General features: G+C 43.3%; 18 protein-coding genes. 9 read left to right on the top strand and 9 right to left on the bottom strand.

Features of this window, described 5'->3' with window-relative positions:
* The first annotated feature begins 57 nt into the window (after window positions 1-57).
* Genes NR125_RS13025 through NR125_RS13050 form a run of 6 tightly spaced genes read left to right on the top strand, consistent with a single transcriptional unit; the run spans window position 58 to window position 1,982 of the window.
* The gene (locus NR125_RS13025; RefSeq protein WP_009331280.1) at window positions 58-279 is read left to right on the top strand and encodes a spore germination protein; all 222 of its coding nucleotides are present in this window, start codon (window positions 58-60) and stop codon (window positions 277-279) included.
* Between the two features lie 12 nt (window positions 280-291).
* A complete protein-coding gene (locus NR125_RS13030) occupies window positions 292-531 on the top strand; it encodes a spore germination protein GerPB (RefSeq protein ID WP_009331281.1) in 240 nt (79 codons plus the stop codon).
* 24 nt (window positions 532-555) lie between these two features.
* Complete coding sequence (gene gerPC, locus NR125_RS13035) at window positions 556-1,173, top strand: spore germination protein GerPC (protein ID WP_269721465.1); 618 nt, start codon at window positions 556-558, stop codon at window positions 1,171-1,173.
* A complete protein-coding gene (locus tag NR125_RS13040) occupies window positions 1,170-1,346 on the top strand; it encodes a germination protein GerPD (protein WP_009331284.1) in 177 nt (58 codons plus the stop codon). The genes gerPC and NR125_RS13040 overlap by 4 nt, the downstream gene beginning before the upstream one ends.
* A 6-nt stretch (window positions 1,347-1,352) precedes the next feature.
* Entirely contained in the window at window positions 1,353-1,751 is a 399-nt protein-coding gene (locus NR125_RS13045; RefSeq protein ID WP_009331286.1) for a spore germination protein GerPE, read from the top strand.
* A gap of 12 nt (window positions 1,752-1,763) precedes the next feature.
* A complete protein-coding gene (locus NR125_RS13050; RefSeq protein WP_009331287.1) occupies window positions 1,764-1,982 on the top strand; it encodes a spore germination protein in 219 nt (72 codons plus the stop codon).
* A 35-nt stretch (window positions 1,983-2,017) separates the two neighbouring features.
* Here the strand turns inward: NR125_RS13050 and NR125_RS13055 are convergent, their stop codons facing one another.
* Window positions 2,018-2,329, bottom strand: coding sequence for an HNH endonuclease (locus tag NR125_RS13055; protein ID WP_256815456.1), 312 nt, complete (start codon window positions 2,327-2,329; stop codon window positions 2,018-2,020).
* A 182-nt stretch (window positions 2,330-2,511) separates the two neighbouring features.
* Between NR125_RS13055 and NR125_RS13060 the strand changes: the two genes are divergently transcribed.
* Entirely contained in the window at window positions 2,512-2,796 is a 285-nt protein-coding gene (locus NR125_RS13060; protein ID WP_256815457.1) for a hypothetical protein, read from the top strand.
* Here NR125_RS13060 and addA read toward each other — a convergent pair.
* Together addA and addB are read right to left on the bottom strand one after the other, a co-directional pair.
* Window positions 2,791-6,549: a helicase-exonuclease AddAB subunit AddA gene (gene addA / locus NR125_RS13065; protein ID WP_019381453.1), complete on the bottom strand. Its 3,759-nt coding sequence runs from the start codon at window positions 6,547-6,549 to the stop codon at window positions 2,791-2,793. The two genes, NR125_RS13060 and addA, sit on opposite strands and share 6 nt — an antisense overlap.
* Window positions 6,527-10,033 carry a helicase-exonuclease AddAB subunit AddB gene (gene addB / locus NR125_RS13070; RefSeq protein WP_256815458.1) on the bottom strand — a complete coding sequence of 1,169 codons (3,507 nt, stop codon included), beginning with the start codon at window positions 10,031-10,033 and terminating at the stop codon, window positions 6,527-6,529. The genes addA and addB overlap by 23 nt, the downstream gene beginning before the upstream one ends.
* Window positions 10,034-10,180: 147 nt before the next feature.
* Between addB and NR125_RS13075 the strand changes: the two genes are divergently transcribed.
* Window positions 10,181-11,335 (top strand): MFS transporter, encoded by a 1,155-nt coding sequence (locus NR125_RS13075; protein WP_019381451.1) that lies wholly within the window; start codon window positions 10,181-10,183, stop codon window positions 11,333-11,335.
* 33 nt (window positions 11,336-11,368) lie between these two features.
* Here the strand turns inward: NR125_RS13075 and NR125_RS13080 are convergent, their stop codons facing one another.
* Genes NR125_RS13080 through fabG form a run of 3 tightly spaced genes read right to left on the bottom strand, consistent with a single transcriptional unit; the run spans window position 11,369 to window position 13,961 of the window.
* Window positions 11,369-12,007, bottom strand: coding sequence for a GNAT family N-acetyltransferase (locus tag NR125_RS13080; protein ID WP_251157095.1), 639 nt, complete (start codon window positions 12,005-12,007; stop codon window positions 11,369-11,371).
* Window positions 11,988-13,166: a thiolase family protein gene (locus tag NR125_RS13085; RefSeq protein WP_252246097.1), complete on the bottom strand. Its 1,179-nt coding sequence runs from the start codon at window positions 13,164-13,166 to the stop codon at window positions 11,988-11,990. The genes NR125_RS13080 and NR125_RS13085 overlap by 20 nt, the downstream gene beginning before the upstream one ends.
* A gap of 54 nt (window positions 13,167-13,220) precedes the next feature.
* Window positions 13,221-13,961, bottom strand: coding sequence for a 3-oxoacyl-ACP reductase FabG (gene fabG / locus NR125_RS13090; protein ID WP_019381449.1), 741 nt, complete (start codon window positions 13,959-13,961; stop codon window positions 13,221-13,223).
* A 251-nt stretch (window positions 13,962-14,212) separates the two neighbouring features.
* Between fabG and NR125_RS13095 the strand changes: the two genes are divergently transcribed.
* Window positions 14,213-14,539, top strand: a complete 327-nt coding sequence (locus NR125_RS13095; protein WP_009331304.1) for a hypothetical protein — start codon at window positions 14,213-14,215, stop codon at window positions 14,537-14,539.
* Between the two features lie 147 nt (window positions 14,540-14,686).
* On the opposite strand, the gene lepB is transcribed toward NR125_RS13095, so the two are convergent.
* The 3 genes from lepB to NR125_RS13110 all read right to left on the bottom strand — a co-directional run bounded on the left by lepB (window position 14,687) and on the right by NR125_RS13110 (window position 16,953).
* Window positions 14,687-15,241 (bottom strand): signal peptidase I, encoded by a 555-nt coding sequence (gene lepB / locus NR125_RS13100; protein WP_192908339.1) that lies wholly within the window; start codon window positions 15,239-15,241, stop codon window positions 14,687-14,689.
* Window positions 15,242-15,268: 27 nt separating this feature from the next.
* A complete protein-coding gene (locus NR125_RS13105) occupies window positions 15,269-15,892 on the bottom strand; it encodes a TVP38/TMEM64 family protein (protein WP_192908338.1) in 624 nt (207 codons plus the stop codon).
* Between the two features lie 131 nt (window positions 15,893-16,023).
* Complete coding sequence (locus NR125_RS13110) at window positions 16,024-16,953, bottom strand: LCP family protein (protein WP_026041679.1); 930 nt, start codon at window positions 16,951-16,953, stop codon at window positions 16,024-16,026.
* Window positions 16,954-17,426: the final 473 nt, after the last annotated feature.

Consider the following 17,426-nt stretch of genomic DNA (forward strand, 5'->3'; position numbering starts at 1 on the left):
ACAATCAGCTAGCAGGCACATACGATATACAAGAAATCATTTTAAAGGGTGTTATGTATGCCAGCTATTGTCGGAGTCGCACAGGTCATATCAATCGGAAGCAGTTCTGTCTTCAACATTGGGGATGTCTATAAAATCATGCCTGTTTCTAACGCTAAGACCTTTTCAGGCGCTGGATCGTTTAACACAGGGGATGGCCTGAATGTCTACAATCACCGGAGCACAACAAACACTTATGATTGTGATGGCGTGGATCAGGGCAATTATTTCAATGCTTAAACGGGTGATCTTATGAATTTTTATATACAGCAATCCATTCATATTAATTTTATTAAGATAGGCGGGATTTCAAACTCTTCCGTCATGCAGATTGGAAGTGCAGGCATAATAAAGCCAGCGTCTTATTTGTATAACACTGGCGGCTTTACTGAGCCTGCACCTGAAGCGGAATTGCCAACGCCGGCGGGGCCAGCAGGGGGGAGTGTTTTGCTGGCACCTTCTGTCCCTTTGACTGGAGCGCAGAAACGTTAAGTTCATTTTTAATAAAGCGAGGTGGTGCGCTTGAATCAGCAATTAAATACCTATCTTCAGCAATTGCATGCTTTTGTGGAGGCACAGGAAAAACGAATACGCAGCCTGGAAGCAGCGGTCAAAAAACTTCAGGAAGAGACTGAAGTTCTGAAAAACCGTCCGCCGATGCAGGTCGATCGGATTGAATATAAATTCGACCAGCTTAAGGTAGAGTCTCTTGAAGGAACTTTAAATATTGGCTTAAATCCTTCTGAGCTGCAAAACATTGAAGATTTTGCCGTAGATAACAAAAACATCAAAGCACCTATTTCGCCTAAGAATCAAATGAAGAGAACAATGGAAATTGAAGATGCCATCTATCAATATTTAGAACGGGAACTTCCTGACATTACAGCTTCTGTACAGAAGAAGTTAAATGTCAGTGTGGATGATTCCTATATTGCATTTATCAAAGAGGATATCAAAAAGCAGCTGCCTAACAGGATTGACTTCTATATTAAACAGCAGCAGGCTTCAAATCGATCAGGGCAGGAAAATGATAACGCAGAAATTATTGAGCTTATTAAAAAGGAAATTTACAATGGAGTCCATGCCTTTATCTCGCATTTGCCGGAGAATATGAAAGGGATGAATAACGAATGAATTATCAGGTATATAACAGAGATTTGTGTGTTGGCAGCATAAGAGTGCTCGGTGTATCCAGTTCATCTGTTTTAATGGTGGGAGATACGCAAACGATCCAGCTGGCAGCCACCTTTGATACACCACCAGAATCACTTCTGATTGGGCCGTTTGTGCCTCTGACACCGGAGTAAGCTGCTATGCTGCAAAGAACTTCATCCGTTGACAGAATCAATATTGACACCATCGCCTTTTCTTCTGTATTCGAAATTGGGGACTCCTGTTTTATTAAAGGATTCTCCAGAGCAATTGCCGATCAGCGTGAAGCTGAATATTTCAACGCAAAGGAAGGGAATTTTTCAGTCTATCCCGTATTCAGTGAACCCATTCCTTTAATCCCAATTGAAGAAGACATAACCATGCAGACAACACAGCTCAATCCGATCATTAGGGTTCAAAACATTGATATTATCGGGGTTTCCTCATCATCTGTCGTTCATATCGGCAACAGCGGAAATATTTCAATGGAAGCCCGGGTCAAGCATATCCGTCAGGTTTATCCTAAAACGGCGCTTCTTAAGGATGAAAATTTTTCATAAAGGATGTTTTACATGCCAGCTATAATCGGACCGGTACAAATCATCAATGTCGGCGGGGGGATTGTGCAATTTGGGGACTCCCTTTATATCTCTCCAAAAAGCAATTCAAAATCAACGACCGGACAGGGTGCCGCAAATACGGGCGGCTTAGTCATTACAAACAATGGCCTGAGTGCCAGCAATGTACTGGATACCAGTCTGGTTGATCAGCCAAATGTCGGCAATAACTAATCCATTATCAGAAATTCAGGACGATAGCACATTTGTTATCGTCCTTTTGATTTCCTGTCATTGGACTTTTTGGCTTTCGTTAACTTGGTTAAAGGCTGCTTCCTGATCCATTTCAAATATTTTCGGATTTTATCATCCTGCTGCAATAACTCTATTGAATTCAGCCTTACAGCTAGCTCTGCATTCGTATATAAAGCGTGAATCTGCTTATGGCAGGGTATGCATAATTTCGCGGTGGACAGGAAGGTGCCTCCCATTTCTTTCGGCGTTAAATGATGGACTGTTATATCAATATCCTCCCGCAGGCATAATTCGCAGGTTCCCGCCTCTATTTGCCTTTTTCCCATTGCAAGCCTCCTTTATATTTAAATTACCCTTTATATTGGGGCGGCAGTAAATCGTATATTCTCGTTTTTGCGCGCGGTGATGTTTCCTTTGCGCGCGGGCTCTCTCTGGTTGTGCGCGCTTTTTCAGCTGGTGCGCGCGCTTCGCCTGGGTCTGCGCGGACCTCTCCTTTTTGCGCGCGGTGATGTTTCGTTTGCGTGCGGGATTTCTCTGGTTGTGCAAACTTTTTCAGCTGGTGCGCGCGCTTCGTCTGGGTCTGAGCGGATTTCTCCTTTTTGCGCGCGGTGATGTTTCGTTTGCGTGCGGGATTTCTCTGGTTGTGCAAGCTTTTTCAGCTGGTGCGCGCGGTGATGTTTCCTTTGCGCGCGGGAATTCACTGGTTGTGCGCGGCTTTTCGGCTATTACGCGCAATACCATTCCTAGTAACGCACAAAAAACCGGCAAGTTCTCTTGCCGGCTTTCCCTATAACTTAAGTGTATGAGCCCCGTCAAAGAAGAATAGGTATCTTTCATTGACTTCTCTCTTTAATATTTGTTCCAATGCTCTGGTGTACATATCAATTTGAACTTTGTACCTGTTTTCGAGAACGGGTTTGGCTTCAGCAAAGCCTCCCTTAAACCGGCCGCTGATTCCATCCGTTTTATAATCCAGAAGCACCAGGCCCTGCTCATCTTCAATTACACAGTCCACAATCCCCTGGATGAGAACCGTTTCATCTTCTCCCTTCCAATCTGAATAGATTTCCCGGGCTGGAAAAGATAGACTGAATGGGATTTCTCTTCGTACCGATTTAGCCTGAACGATTCTTTGTCCCAGTTTGGTTTCGAAAAACTGTACAATCAGCTGTGGTTCAATGCTGGCATGCTGCTCTTCTGTCAGCAATTCGTTTTGAAGCATCTCTGCCATTTTGGAAGATATTGTTTCCACAGTTGCAGGCCTGCTGAAATCAATATGCTGCATGACAGCATGCATAGCAGTACCCCGTTCAGCTGGAGAAAGAGATTTTTCTTGCATGAATCGAGGCCTGCCAAGCAGGGGTTTATTGATTTTACGGATTAATTCAGTTCCGCTGTCTTCTTCAGAAAAAATCTCCCGCTGCCGCTTCACTTCCGAAACGGATTGTTTAGATCTAGCTTGAGCAGCCTGCTTAAAGGAATATTTCCAGGAAAGCTGTTCCTCAACTTTATCCTTATAAGCCGATTCAGCCGGAACAGGTTTTCCTTCATAAACCAATTGCAGCAAATCCGTTTCGCCCTCATTGGCTTCTTCTGAAAGAACTGCAGCTTCTTCGCTTTTGATTATGGTTATATTCCAGCAGGAAGGGTGTTCAAGTATTTCTGCAGGAACGAGAGGATGAACCGGCCCTTCTCCTCTCAATGCCTCACAATCTCTATGTCTGACAAGCGATGGACCAATCCAGTCCAGGTAACTGTTTGCAGAAGCCCTGTCATACTCATTCAGGAGCCACTCTTTATGCTCCGATGCCTGCAGCCACTGATTTAATTTTTTATCTGCACTTTTGACGGACGATACCAGGAAAAGCTTTTCCTTCGCCCTTGTTAAAGCAACATATAGGACCCGCATTTCTTCAGCAAGCATTTCCATTTTCTTTTTTCGTTTAAAAGCAATCTGCGGCAAAGAGGGGTAAGAAATTCTCTTCTCGGCATTTACATATTTTGCAGCGAATCCAAATTCCTTATCAAGCAAGTATGGCTTTTTCAGATCCATCGTATTAAAATTGCGGGCAAGCCCTGCAATGAAAACGAAAGGAAATTCCAGCCCTTTGCTGCTGTGGATCGTCATAAGACGGACAACATCTTCCTGCTCACCCAAAGCACGGGCAGCGCCAAGATCATCGCCTCTGTCCCGCATTCGTTCAATAAACCTTAAGAAGCGGAATAATCCTCTGAATGATGTTGCTTCATACTGTCTTGCTCTATCGTACAATGCGCGAAGGTTTGCCTGCCTCTGCTTTCCGCCCGGCATGCCGCCGACGAAATCATAAAATCTGGTTTCTCTATACAGATGCCAAATCAGTTCGGAAAGCGAACCCTGGCGGGCCATCACACGCCAATCTTTAAGCTGGTCAAAAAACGGCCGCACTTTCTCATATAATTCTTCTGTTTCCAGGGTTGGGTCATTCCGGCAAAAAGAAGTCAATGCTTCATAGAAAGACCCTCTTTTATTATGGATTCTGATTTGTGCAAGCTCTTCTTCTGTCAGCCCCAAAATAGGAGATCTTAGAACTGATGCCAGCGGAATATCCTGATACGGATTATCAATCACTTTTAGAAGTGACATCATAATCGCTACTTCCGTTGCTTCAAAATAGCCGCTGGAGAGATTGGCATAAACAGGGATTCCCTGCTGTTTGAACTCCTCCATTATTTGCGGAGCCCATGTCATGGAACGAAGCAGGATGACAATATCCCTGTACTTGGCAGGCCGCCCGGATTCGGTCTTTGTGTTGTAAACTTCTTTCCGATTCCCAATGATTTCTTTTATTTTCGACGCCATAAATCTGGCTTCGAGCTGTGACTGGGCTAACTCTTCGCTGTCAAAACCCTCATCCATTGATTCAGGCTCAGGTTCGTTTTTTTCATTTCCTTCAAGATCAATAATGGCTATTTCCACAGGGTGTTCCTGACTCTCTGAATAAGGTGCTCCTTTAATAAGCTCAGCTGCCTGATCATACTCAATTTCACCAACAGATGTCCCCATAATTTGCTTAAAAATATAGTTGGTCCCGTGGAGGACTTCTTTACGGCTTCTGAAATTTCGCGCCAGATCAATTCTAAGGCCTGTCTCTTCTCCGTCCCGTCCGAACCGGGTGTACTTACTCAAAAACAGATTAGGCTCTGCAAGGCGGAAACGGTAGATCGACTGCTTTACATCGCCTACCATGAAAAGATTCCCGTTTTCTTCTGAATCTGCTGTTACCAGCTGCAAAATAGCTTCCTGCACCATGTTGGTATCCTGATACTCATCAACCAGGACTTCTTTGAACTGATTTCTGCAGGCAAGAGCTGCTTCTGATGGCAATAGCCTTCCCTCTTCATCTGATGATGAAAGAATTTCAAGGCAATAATGCTCAAGATCGGCAAAGTCAACCAGCCCTTTTTCAGTTTTAACCTGGTCAAAGCGAATTGAGAATTCTTTAACTAACGAAACAAGCGATTCTATATGGGGCTTCATTTCCGCCATGTCACGCATGAAGCTTTCCTGTTTGCGGAAAAACAGTTCTTCCTGCAGGCCGGTTATGATTTTCTTGGCCTGGTCCCTGAGTTTCTTTGCCTTTTCAACCAGCCCTTCATCATAATCATTGCCTTTACACGTTTTGGCTCTGCCAAAAGACCATGATTGCATCGCTTCATATAGCATCGGCCACGAATCGTTTTTCGCTTCGATTAGAGTATTGACAACGTGCAGATCTGCGATAAAGTTTTCTGCTCTCGGAGCCGGTCCTCCAGGAAGCTTGGTCAGCTCCAGCCCATATTCCAGCAGCTGCCTGGCCCCTTTCAGCTGAAGATCTATATCCTCCAAAAGGGAACGGACAAATGGAAGCTTTTCAAGACTTTCAACACCGTCCACGTTATACATCTCAACAATTGAATCAAGATATTGATCAGGTGAAGGGTTGGAGCGGGCAAAATCGTATAAGTCCCTTATTATATCCTGAAGGGCAGTGTCACTTCTGTCATTTGTAAAAGTATCCACAAGTGCAAAGAATGATTCGTTTCCCTCTTTACCGTATTCCTCTTCAAAAAGCTCCTCGAGTACTTCATCCCTTAAGAGCTGTGCTTCTGTTTCATCAGCGATTCGAAATCCGGGATCAATATCGGTCATGTAGTAATATTTACGGATCATCTCTAAGCAAAATGAATGCAAAGTCGAGATGGATGCCCTGTTTAATAAGCTTACCTGCTTTCTGAGGTGAGCAGACTTCGGATCGGCATTAATCGCTTTTTCAAGCGCCTCGCCGATTCTGTGCCTCATTTCGGCAGCTGAGGCATTTGTGAAGGTCACAACAAGGAGTTCATCGACATTAATAGGATCTTCATCAGCGATAATCTTATTGATAATCCTTTCAACCAAAACAGCCGTTTTCCCTGAACCGGCTGCAGCAGCCACCAGAATATCCTGTCCCTTGGCCATAATTGCTTTCCACTGGTCATCAGTCCAGGTTGCATCTTCCGGCTTAGGCGGTATGGCCATTTTCATCGCCCTCCACCTCCTTCTTGATGATTTCAATCATGTCTTCTTTTGGCTTAGGCACAAATAACCTGTAATCATTGGTTTCGAGCGATTCGTCAAATTGGCATACAGATTTATAGGCACAAAATGTACATGGTGTTTTTTCCTTCATTTTATATGGGGCAATTTTAACATCGCCCTCTGTAATCATATTGCCAGTATTCCTATACATCTTTCTTACGTAGCGGCGCAAATAATCAAACTCCTGCTTGCTTGCCACTTTTGATCGCTTTGAAAGTGTCCCGTCTTTTTTAAATCCGGCTGAGATAATGGATGAATCGCCTGTCTCAATTGTCTGGTCCATTAACCTGATGACATTTTCATCTCCCAGCAGCAGGCCATTCATTTTAAATTTCTTATAGAGTTCCTGCTCGATATCCTCTAATGTCAGCATTTTTGAAGTGCTGACGATTGGATTATGGACATGGAAATAAAGGACTCCTGCCGGATCGGCTTCAGTCCCGATCAAAGAATTGGAATGGGCAATAATGATGTCCAGATACGTGAGCATCTGCAGAGCAATCCCATAATATACCTCACTGACATTCAAATCCTTGGAGCTGGATTTATAGTCAATTACCCGTAAAAATGTCCCGTTTGTATCCTGAGCCTTGTCTACTCTGTCAATTCTTCCGACAAGCTCCATTTTAGTCCCATTTTTAAGAGGAAAAACAAGCGAAGGGAGTTCTCCTTTTGGTCCAAACCCCAATTCCAGCCCCACTGGCGAGAATCCGCTTGATTTGGCATGCTCACTGATAACATAGGAAGCCCTGCTGATGATTTGCTCAAGCTTTCTCTTAATATAGTGATGTCTGTTCGAGCTTAAAAGAATTTCATTTTGCAGTTTAGGAGCAAGCATTTCAACTGCTTCTTTTGCAAGGATTTCACACTGTTCCCTTGTCATATCTGTCCATGAAAGCTTCTGGGTCATAACTGTTTCTGCGATAAATTTTAAAGCTGCATGGAATAATTCCCCGATATCCGGAGCTTCTAAGCGGTATACCTGTCTTTCCCGCAGCCTTAGTCCATGCTGTGCAAAATGGGAAAATGGACAGCTATGGAATAATTCCATCCTGGAAACACTCGCCTGAATATGATCACCATACAATTCTTTACTGATGTCTGCGCCAAGCTGAAGTGTCCGGTTTTCATAATTCAGGCTGGAAAGAACCTTTAATGCCGGCCTTCTCCAATGCTCATTGTTAAGATAGCAGTTATAAACATCCCACCACAGGTCATAAATTGGATAGCTGCGTTTTTTCAGCTGAAGCTGTGAAGTCAAATACGAAAGTGCAGTATTTAGATTATCCGCATATTCCAGCTGCTCCGTTTCCGGCAATTCTGCCGGATCCGACATGAAGGAATGCTGCCTGCAATCAGGGAATAAATCTCCCAATCTCTTAATATAAGGAGAAGGCATAAGTGCTTTACCTTCTTCATTTGCCAGCGGGTAACTGATAAAAAGTTTTTCTGATGGAGTAACAAACGCTTTATAGGCTATAAATTCTTCATCAAGAAGTCGTGTACGGCTTCCTGGCGCCAGTTTCATTCCGTTTGTGTTCAGAATTTCTCTGTCATCATCCGCCAGCACACCGTCCTCTGAGAATTTGGCAGGTATTACTCCTTCATTCAGACCAATGACAAAGGCAGCTTTAATATCAGTTAGCCTTGACCTTTCCAAATCGGCCGCCATGACCTGATCGATGGCAGGCGGAACAAGTGTAAATCGAAGCGACTCCAGACCGGCATCCAGAACGGAAGCAAAGCGCTTTAGCGTCACTTCTTCTTCACCAAGCATTTCTACATACTGATCGAGAAGCTCCATAATGGCATTCCATGCTTGTCCATGCTCCCTTGATTTAACAAGGTTCCCTTTTTCCTCTTCAGCTGATTTCCACTTTTCAATCTTCACAGGCACATCCAATTCTTCCAGGTATAAAAATAAAGCTTCACAATATCCGCGGCCATCAGCAGCTTTTTTTAAGCGCCTGTGCAGCCTTAATATTGGGCCTGTAATCATTTCGCGCAAATCACTTAACTCATCTTCTATTCTCTTCTCGGAATCTGTCTGGGCAACCGCTTCAAACTCCAGCCCCCTGATTCTCCTGTATATCCATCTTTTCTTCTTCGTCCATTTGTCCCCTTGAATTCCATAGGCAAGAACATAGTTCTCAAGTCTGTCCATTTGCTCACGAAGCTTGCCGGCGTTTAATTTGGACGGAAAAATCAGTTCCGTTTTTACTGCTCTGAAGATCGGTTCATACCGCCAATTCCCATTGATGATTTCAAGAGTTGACCTAATTAACTCCACAAGCGGATGATTCAGCATAGTTCTTTTTTGGTCAATAAAAAATGGGATTTCATAGTCATGGAACACTGTTTCAATCATGTCATGATAATCCTGTCCGTTTCTTGCAAGTACTGCAATATCACGATAGCGATAGCCATCTGTGCGAACAAGCTTATTTATTTTTCTGGCAACGCCCTCGATTTCAGCCCTCCTGTTGACAGCCTGTCCGATGTGAATGTCTGCTTCCCCCAGAAATGCCTCAGCAGGCCTGCTGTCAAAATGTGCCTCAAGGTGCCTAAGAGAAGGGCTGCACCACCTTTTTTGCTCAGTAATGACCATTTCTTCAATACCCAATCTGTTGCGGGAAGCCATTTCTTTGATTGTCTGATAGTTTTCTCCGGCCATTCTGAATAAATGAAGTTCTTCAGTTGCACTATGTTTAAACTGCTTGTCAAGTGTCAGTGTAATAGTGACGTTTTTACACTGCTTCATCAGCTGTTCAACAATCGAATATTCCTGTGGTGTAAAGCTGTAAAAGCCATCTATATAAACCTCGGCATTTTTTAGATACTCTGAATGGGAGGCCTTTTCAGCAAGAAGGCGGAAGTAGTCTTCTGAATCAGTATATTTGCCTGCAAGGGATTCTTCAAAATTTTTATAGATTAACTCAAGGTCATGAAGCTTGTCCTGAAGTGCCTTGTTCGATTTTCCTGTTCCTGAGAGCTGCTGCTGCCTTTCAGCCAGTTCATCGGGTGCTACACAATAACGTTTGAATTCAGTCATCATTTGTTCAATTTGCTGAATAAAACCATTTTTATCGGCAGCCCTCTGAAAAAGCTTCAGCTCATCCTTTTTATCTTCGATGATCTTGCGGATAAGCATGCTGATGCCACCACTGTTAAGATGATATCTGCTCATGCCTCCTGTTTCCTGAAGAATTCTCCAGGCAAGGCGCGTGAAAGAATATACCTGGCTGCGTATCATTCCGCCAAGGCCGGGCGTGGTAATTAATTTATATTCTGAAAGGAACGTCATTTGTTCCGGAACTAAATAAATGATTGGATCTCCATCCGGGTTAAGCCGCAGTTCATCGCGGATTTCATTTAGGCAGTATTCCGTTTTGCCGCTTCCGGACCGGCCTATCAATAAACGTACGGTCATATTTTTCCTCCTTAAAAAAACTCTCACTCTATCATTATTTTATCATATAAGCTGTTCAATTTTTCGAATGGGGTTCTTCAAAATTGTGGAAATGACAACTTACCTATACGAGGTTTTGTGCATAAAGTATATCGGCAGGTGATAAGGATGATTTCAAAACAGATCCTGATTGCAACTTCAGTCATTTTGACAGTTACAGGAGTTTTTGTGGCCAGCAATATTTATACACTAATCCCTATTTACGGGGATATTGCTGACTCTTTTCAGGTAAATGAAAATTATATTGTTGGCGGTGGAAGCCTGTTTGCATTTTTTTATGCAGCCGGCCTGCTATTCTTTGGCCCTGCTTCCGATACCTTTGGCAGGCGCAGAATTATTATTACAGGTTTGTTTGCTTCTGCTTTGTCCACTTGTGCTGTAGGGCTTTCTCCTAATGTAGAGGCTCTCTATATAACCAGGTCGATTCAGGGGCTGACTCTTGGGAGCTTTGCTCCTGTTGCCTTCGCTTATACCTTTGATCTTTTCAGGCCGAGGGGCCGCACCCTGCTGCTTGTTTTTATCAATACAGGATTCCTTGTCGCCGGCATTCTTGGACAGCTGATCAGTTCGACAATTACTTTTTATTTTAAATGGAACTATGCTTTTTATTTCTTTGCGTTTTGCTATTTTATTCTTTTCCTTGTATCGTATAAAATACTTCCAGGCACTTCTCCTCCTTCCAAATCAGGGGTTTCCGTTATTTCTATTATGAAAAAACTATTAATGAAGGGAAGCCTGCTCCAAAGCTATGCTATTACCTTTACTTTGCTGTTTGCCTTTGTAGCTTTTTACGATGCAATAGGAAGGAATTTCGAGGGAACCATGGAGGAGCTGTTCACATTAAGAGCTGTGGGACTAATCGGGGCGCTGCTGTCTCTCTTTACGGGAAAATTAATTGAGCGGATTGGTGCCCATTCGACATTAAAGCTTGGTTTACTTTTAGGGATTTTCAGCATTATTAATATGTTTTTCTTCAGCAGCACTATTGCCTTAATGGCAATTTCCATTATGTTTGTGGCTTCCATATCCCTTCTTGTTCCCACTGTTATCACACTGATTGGCATGATTGCAGGGGCTGACCGTGCAAAAGCGCTTTCTCTCTATTCTTTTTTTCTATTAACCGGAGCAAGCCTTGCCCCGCCGGCAGTTATGATTCTTGAATATTATTATGTACTGTATCTGCTTCTTGCCTTTTTCCTGACGAATATCATTCTTAGCTATTACTTGTCAAAAGAATTTACTTTTGTCAGTCAGCCAGAATAAATCTTATAAAGCGCGGAATTATTCCGCGCTTCTTCACTCTTTCCACTCCTTTCTCAGGAGCCCGTATAGATACATATCATGCCGTTTTCCATCGCGCTCAAGAAACTCTCTATAGCAGCCTTCTCTCTGGAATCCAAGACTTTCATAAAGAGTTTTTGCTCTAGTATTATAGGAAAATACAGAAAGCTGAAGCCTATACAGATTCAGCTCCATAAAAGCATAGCGAATCAGGCATTGCATGGCTTCCTTTCCATACCCTTTACCCCATTCGGCTTCATCTGCAATGGCAATGGTGATCCAGCTTGTTCTGTGTGGCCATAGAATGCCGTTTAGCTCCGCATATCCTATCAGTTCATTTGCTTCTTTTAACCTAAGCGAAAATCTGAAGGTGTTTTGCGGACATTCATCAAGCCATTTCTTAATTTCCATTTCCTGTTTGGGTTTTACCGGCAGAGCATCCAGGTTTCGCATGATTTTTTCGTCTGCATGCCACTGGATTATCTTTTTAATATCATCCTCAATAAACGATCCCAGAATGATCCTCTTTCCAGACAATATCGTACTGCTTATCACTTTCTTCACCTCCGGAAAAATCAATTCTGCAGGATGGGATCCGCTTATTGGATAAATAAAGAGCCCCCGAAGGAACTCTTTATTCGTACGTTTCCACAAATATTGTGGCTCCCATCCCGCCTCCGACACATAGAGAAGCTATTCCTTTATGGCCGCCTCTTCTCTTTAATTCATGAACGAGACCCACAACAAGGCGCGCACCGGTACATCCAATAGGGTGTCCCAGACTGATTCCGCTTCCATTTACATTTACTTTGTCCCGGTTTAAGCCTAACTCTTTCTCAACCGCCAAATATTGGGCTGCAAAAGCCTCATTTATCTCAATCAAGTCTGCATCATCAAGCGACCAGCTTACATTAGCAAGACCTTTTTGTACTGCCGGCACAGGCCCTATTCCCATTACTTTTGGATCTACTCCTGCCACGGAGAAGCCAGCAATCTTTGCCAGAGGCTTCAGTCCCTTGTCCAGAGCCAGATCTTCCGGCATCAGGACAAGTGCTGCTCCGCCGTCATTCAGGCTTGATGCATTTCCTGCTGTAACAGAGCCACCCTTTCTGAAGACAGGGCTCAAGCTTCGCAGCTTTTCGGCTGTTAAATCTGCCCGCGGGTTTTCATCTTTTGTAACGGTTACTTCTCCTTTCCTGCTTTTCACAGTAATTGGAACGATCTGCGAATCAAAGTAACCGTTTTCAATTGCATGCAAGGCTCTCCTGTGGCTGAGCAAGGCTGCTTCATCTTGTTCTTCTCTTGTAATGGCATGCATTTCTGCCAGGTTTTCTGCCGTTTCCCCCATCATAATATGATGGATTGGATCTTCGAGAATTTCCCATACGGTATCGGTTACCTGCCCATGCTGCATGCGGGCGCCCCAGCGATGCTGTTTTAATACATAAGGGCTGGAGCTCATGGCTTCAACTCCTCCAGCAATCACGATATCTGACATCCCTGACTGAATCTGCAGTGCTGCAGACATAATTGCCTGCATACCGGATGCACACTGCCTCTGGACTGTGAACCCTGTTGTTGTATCGTCAAAGCCTGCAAGCAAAGCTGCTGTTCTTGCTGTATTCGGTTCATCTGTACGCTGAATGCAGTGTCCCAATATCACTTCATTCACCTCATTGCTCTGCAGGCCGCTTCTCCCGGCAGCTTCTTTTAATACAGGCACAATCAAATCCGTCGGCAGCAGATCCTTAAACGCTCCTCCAAACGTGCCAACCGGTGTTCTGACTGCTGATGTTATGACAACATTTCTCATCTTTTCCACCTCATTAATCTTCTGATTATCGAGCACAGGCTCGAAGTCAGTTCATTACATCATGATGCCGCCATCTACATGAAGGACCGTGCCATTCACATAATCCGACTCATCGGAAGCCAGAAACAGGTATGCATTCGCAATATCTTCCGGTTTTCCAAGTCTGCCCAGCGGAACCATGCCCTGCATTTGGCCAATAACCTTTTCCGGTACTTTTGCTGTCATACCGGTTGAGATGAATCCTGGGGCAACGGCATTTACGTTGATTCCTTTTCTGCCGAGTTCTTTTGCCCATGTTTTGGTCATCCCCAATACACCCGCTTTGGCTGCCGCATAGTTTGTCTGTCCGACATTCCCATAGACTCCCGATACAGAGGACGTATTGATTATTTTTCCGCTTCCCTGTTCCAGCATGAATGGAAGGACTGCTTGTGTACAATGAAAGACACCTGTCAGATTCACGTCCATAACCGCCTGAAAATCATCTGCAGCAAGCTTTGCCAGCATCCCGTCCCTCGTAATTCCTGCATTATTGATCAGGATGTCAATTTTTCCAAATGCCGCTTTTACAGCTTCCGCCATACTGTCTATGCTTTGCCTGTCCGAGACATTAACCTGAAAAAACTCAACCTGAAGACCTTTTTCCTTCAGCTCTTGTGCCCTGGTAATTCCCATGTCTGCATCATAATCAGCCATAGCTACCACCGCTCCTTCACCTGCAAACTTTTCGGCAGCAGCCAGACCAATTCCATTCGCCGCACCTGTAATAATGGCGACTTTATCCTTCAGCCTCATCAATTGCACCTCCGTGATATATTTAAATATTCCGACATTGGATTCTGGAACAGATCCTTTGCGTTTACTCAGGCTATTATTCGACAAAGCCTGCAGTTTCTCCTTTGTCCCCTGCAATATAATCTCATGGTTAAAAAGCTTTCCCGGTCTTCCAGGGAACTGATGGTAATTTTTTGAATCGGTTTAGCCGCTGTAAAAAAAGGCTAAGAAATATAAAACAAAAGACAGCAAAATTGAAAGGAGCATTTATCATGAAAGTTGTTTATGGCTTGATGGCTCAAAACGGAGATGCCCAGGAGCTGTTATGGGATTTGGGATTTTGGGAAAGTGAAGAAACGGCAAAGGAATATTTAAATGCCGAAATGGCCAATACACGCGGAGTTACCGTAGAACCCATTACAATTAATGACGCTATCCCAATTCCCCCAGAAGAAATGGAAGAAGAAAAAATGGTTGCCTGCTCCCTTTGCGGAATTGAATACAATCGTGAAGATGTCAATATGACTGATTATGATGAAGACGTATGTGTAAACTGTGAACCTGAATATAGGAATAATCCTAATTTGCATGTTATCTGAGATATCTTGCCTGCAAATTAGAAAAGCGCAAGAGCCTTGCCCACCCCCGACACCTCGAGGGGAGGCGCTGCGAAAGCTAGACAGTAAAATAAAAGGGACTCGAATAATTAGTATTATCGAGTCCCTTTTTTCACAAGATAAGTTAGTTTAGAATGACGCATCCATTTCATCAAGCGGCCAATAGCGCAGGTTTACTTTTCCTACAACCTGGCCGGCTGAAATAAATCCAAAATGTCTGCTGTCCCAGCTTCCGAGGCGATTATCTCCCATAACAAATAGTTTTCCCTCTGGAACCGTTTCAGTGCCCGTCATCTCCAGGAGTGTAAAATCACCTGTCAGTTTGCCGCCCAATGTTTCTTTCCGGTATTTCTCCAAGTATGGCTCATCCACTTTTTTACTATTTATAAATAGTTCATCATTGCGGTATTCGATTTCATCCCCTGGCATCCCTATAATTCTTTTTACAAAATCCTCTTCATCATTATGATGAAAAACAATTACGTCAAAGCGCTCTAAGTCGCTGACCTGGTAACCGATTTTATTCACAATCAGTTTATTTCCATCCTGAAGAGTGGGCATCATGGATTCACCTTCCACAACATAATTGGAGAAGAAAAAAGTCCGTATAAAAGCAAAGATAATGATGCCAATTGCAAAAGCCTTCAGCCATTCCGCTCCTTCTTTTCTCAATCCTTCCTTCACATTTCATCTCCCCCAATGCTTATGCATTCATTGCTTTTTATTCCCGCGATCTTTTTCTACGCTCATATTCATCTTTATTTCAATGATTTTGCCGACATACCAAAGAATGAAAATGACCAATGCAACAATGGCTGTCCGAATTGGCTGTGTTACTAATGATTTGATATCATATCCGACAAAGCTTATTGTAAAAATCATCACTATTTTGCCACTCAGGACTGCCAGCATATATTGAGCCATGCTGATATTCGAAAGCCCTGCGACAATATTTACGACTGCCGAAGGAGTAAACGGAAAACAGAGCAGGATGAACAATGGTCCAAACCCATGCTTTTCCACCCATTTCATAAGCCTCTGTACCTGCTTATGCTTCTTCAAAAAACGGAGTATTCGTTTCTGGCCATATTTCCTGACCAGCAGGAAAACGAGCAGCGCTCCTGCGACCGCGCCGAGCCAGGAGTATAAGAAACCCAGCCAGAGACCAAATGCACTCGCATTTGCCATAACAAACAAAACCAGGGGCAGAAAAGGCAAAAATGCTTCTAGCATTGGAAGCAGAATACCGGGGAGCGGTCCAAATGAACGATATTCCCGAATTAAATCCATTATATTATCCAATGTAAACCAATCTTTGAACAGTTCAAAATCCATTTAATATCTCCTTGTCCAATATGCAGCAAAGTCCTATTCGTTCGATTATCATTAAAGGGAAGTTTCCCCTAGTTTTACCACTTACCCTTTTATTGTACACCTAATCCGCCAAAAACTGTGTTTCTACCTTTTTATTTCGAAAGAAACTCATGGATAGCCGCTTTGTTTGCCTCTTTATCAATGCCTAAAACAGCAGCACCATTAATTCTCTGGTTTTCAAATGTTCCATCAACAGGAACACGAAGAGTCTCTACATTCCTGTTATCCTTAGATAAGAAATCTTTTCCGATATAAAGAATATCTCCCGTATCCATATTAGTATTTACAAATGGAGTTACTACCCCGATTAGTTTCGGAAGCTTTGTAATGGTCTGAAGGCTTGTAAACTGGCTTGCTACTTCTTTCATTACCTTCTGCTGGCGTTCTACTCTTCCAAAATCCCCTACGGCATCCTGCCTAAACCTGACATACCCAAGGAGATGCTCTCCATCAAGGCGCTGCAGACCCGGTTCCAGAGTAACACCGATATTGGCAGACATTCTTTTTTCTACATCAATTTCTACCCCTCTTGGAAAAGCTTCATCAATTAAATGAACAAAGCCTTCGAAATCAACAATTGAGTAATATTTAATATCTATATCAAAGTTTTCCTTAATCGTTTGCCTTAATAACTCAGGACCACCATAAGCAAGAGCTGAATTTATTCTGTTTTGCCCATGGCCCGGTATGTCCACGTACATATCTCTCATAAAAGAAATAAGTTTATATGTTCCCTTTTCAGGATGATATTGGGCAACCATGATGGTATCTGCCCTTGATTTCTCTTTTCCCCTTGCGTCACTTCCAAGGATCAGAATATTCGTTCCTCCATATTTATCTTTTTCACCGTTAAATTCAAACTCTTCTGTCTGTATATTTGCCTCTCCCTCTGTCTGGGAAACACCTTGCTTGAACTGAAAATACGAATAGCCAAGGGTTCCTGCAATCAAGAGAAACAGAATCAGGAGGACGGACTTCCATTTTTTTTTCTTTTTCTTCTTTTCATGTCTATCTGATCTCATAAGAATAAGTCCTTTCTTTGCAGTTAAATTATAATTCTGCCGCGGGTATGAAAATACCTTCACCTATATTCGACTTCGGTTTCCATAAAAAAGTTTCGATATCACTGCTGGTATATCCTGTATACCCTTATACTTTGCAGATGAATGGGTTTCGTTGCAACTTATTTTAAATAGTTTCTTTACCCTATATGAAAACTGATTTCATTGATATATCGGCGATTTTGATGTTACTTTACAGCTCTATTAGAAAAAGCTCCTTGCCCACCCCCGAAAAGCACAAGTCGAGCCTCACAGAAAGGCGTCCTTTGCCTTTTGGGAGGATTGCCCGAAATGTAGAGGCGACTGCCCAGGGACGACAGGCATAAGACGGTTCCTGTAAGAAGGCGTCCTTCCTTCTGGAAGGAAACGGCTTATGACCCCGAGTCCCTAGGAGCCGAAACAAGACAAGCTTGTGACCTCGAGGGGGTAGGCTG

Origin of the sequence: Cytobacillus sp. Bac17, assembly GCF_024519925.1 — a bacterium.
Lineage (GTDB): Bacteria > Bacillota > Bacilli > Bacillales > Cytobacillaceae > Cytobacillus > Cytobacillus pseudoceanisediminis.

Bases quoted from the DNA above. Each gene is read 5' to 3' on its own strand.
- NR125_RS13025 (WP_009331280.1), top strand. From the start codon at position 58: ATGCCAGCTATTGTCGGAGTCGCACAGGTCATATCAATCGGAAGCAGT.
- NR125_RS13030 (WP_009331281.1), top strand. From the start codon at position 292: ATGAATTTTTATATACAGCAATCCATTCATATTAATTTTATTAAGATA.
- NR125_RS13040 (WP_009331284.1), top strand. From the start codon at position 1,170: ATGAATTATCAGGTATATAACAGAGATTTGTGTGTTGGCAGCATAAGA.
- NR125_RS13045 (WP_009331286.1), top strand. From the start codon at position 1,353: ATGCTGCAAAGAACTTCATCCGTTGACAGAATCAATATTGACACCATC.
- NR125_RS13050 (WP_009331287.1), top strand. From the start codon at position 1,764: ATGCCAGCTATAATCGGACCGGTACAAATCATCAATGTCGGCGGGGGG.
- NR125_RS13055 (WP_256815456.1), bottom strand. From the start codon at position 2,329: ATGGGAAAAAGGCAAATAGAGGCGGGAACCTGCGAATTATGCCTGCGG.
- NR125_RS13060 (WP_256815457.1), top strand. From the start codon at position 2,512: ATGTTTCGTTTGCGTGCGGGATTTCTCTGGTTGTGCAAACTTTTTCAG.
- addA (WP_019381453.1), bottom strand. From the start codon at position 6,549: ATGAAAATGGCCATACCGCCTAAGCCGGAAGATGCAACCTGGACTGAT.
- addB (WP_256815458.1), bottom strand. From the start codon at position 10,033: ATGACCGTACGTTTATTGATAGGCCGGTCCGGAAGCGGCAAAACGGAA.
- NR125_RS13075 (WP_019381451.1), top strand. From the start codon at position 10,181: ATGATTTCAAAACAGATCCTGATTGCAACTTCAGTCATTTTGACAGTT.
- NR125_RS13085 (WP_252246097.1), bottom strand. From the start codon at position 13,166: ATGAGAAATGTTGTCATAACATCAGCAGTCAGAACACCGGTTGGCACG.
- fabG (WP_019381449.1), bottom strand. From the start codon at position 13,961: ATGAGGCTGAAGGATAAAGTCGCCATTATTACAGGTGCGGCGAATGGA.
- NR125_RS13095 (WP_009331304.1), top strand. From the start codon at position 14,213: ATGAAAGTTGTTTATGGCTTGATGGCTCAAAACGGAGATGCCCAGGAG.
- NR125_RS13105 (WP_192908338.1), bottom strand. From the start codon at position 15,892: ATGGATTTTGAACTGTTCAAAGATTGGTTTACATTGGATAATATAATG.
- NR125_RS13110 (WP_026041679.1), bottom strand. From the start codon at position 16,953: ATGAGATCAGATAGACATGAAAAGAAGAAAAAGAAAAAAAAATGGAAG.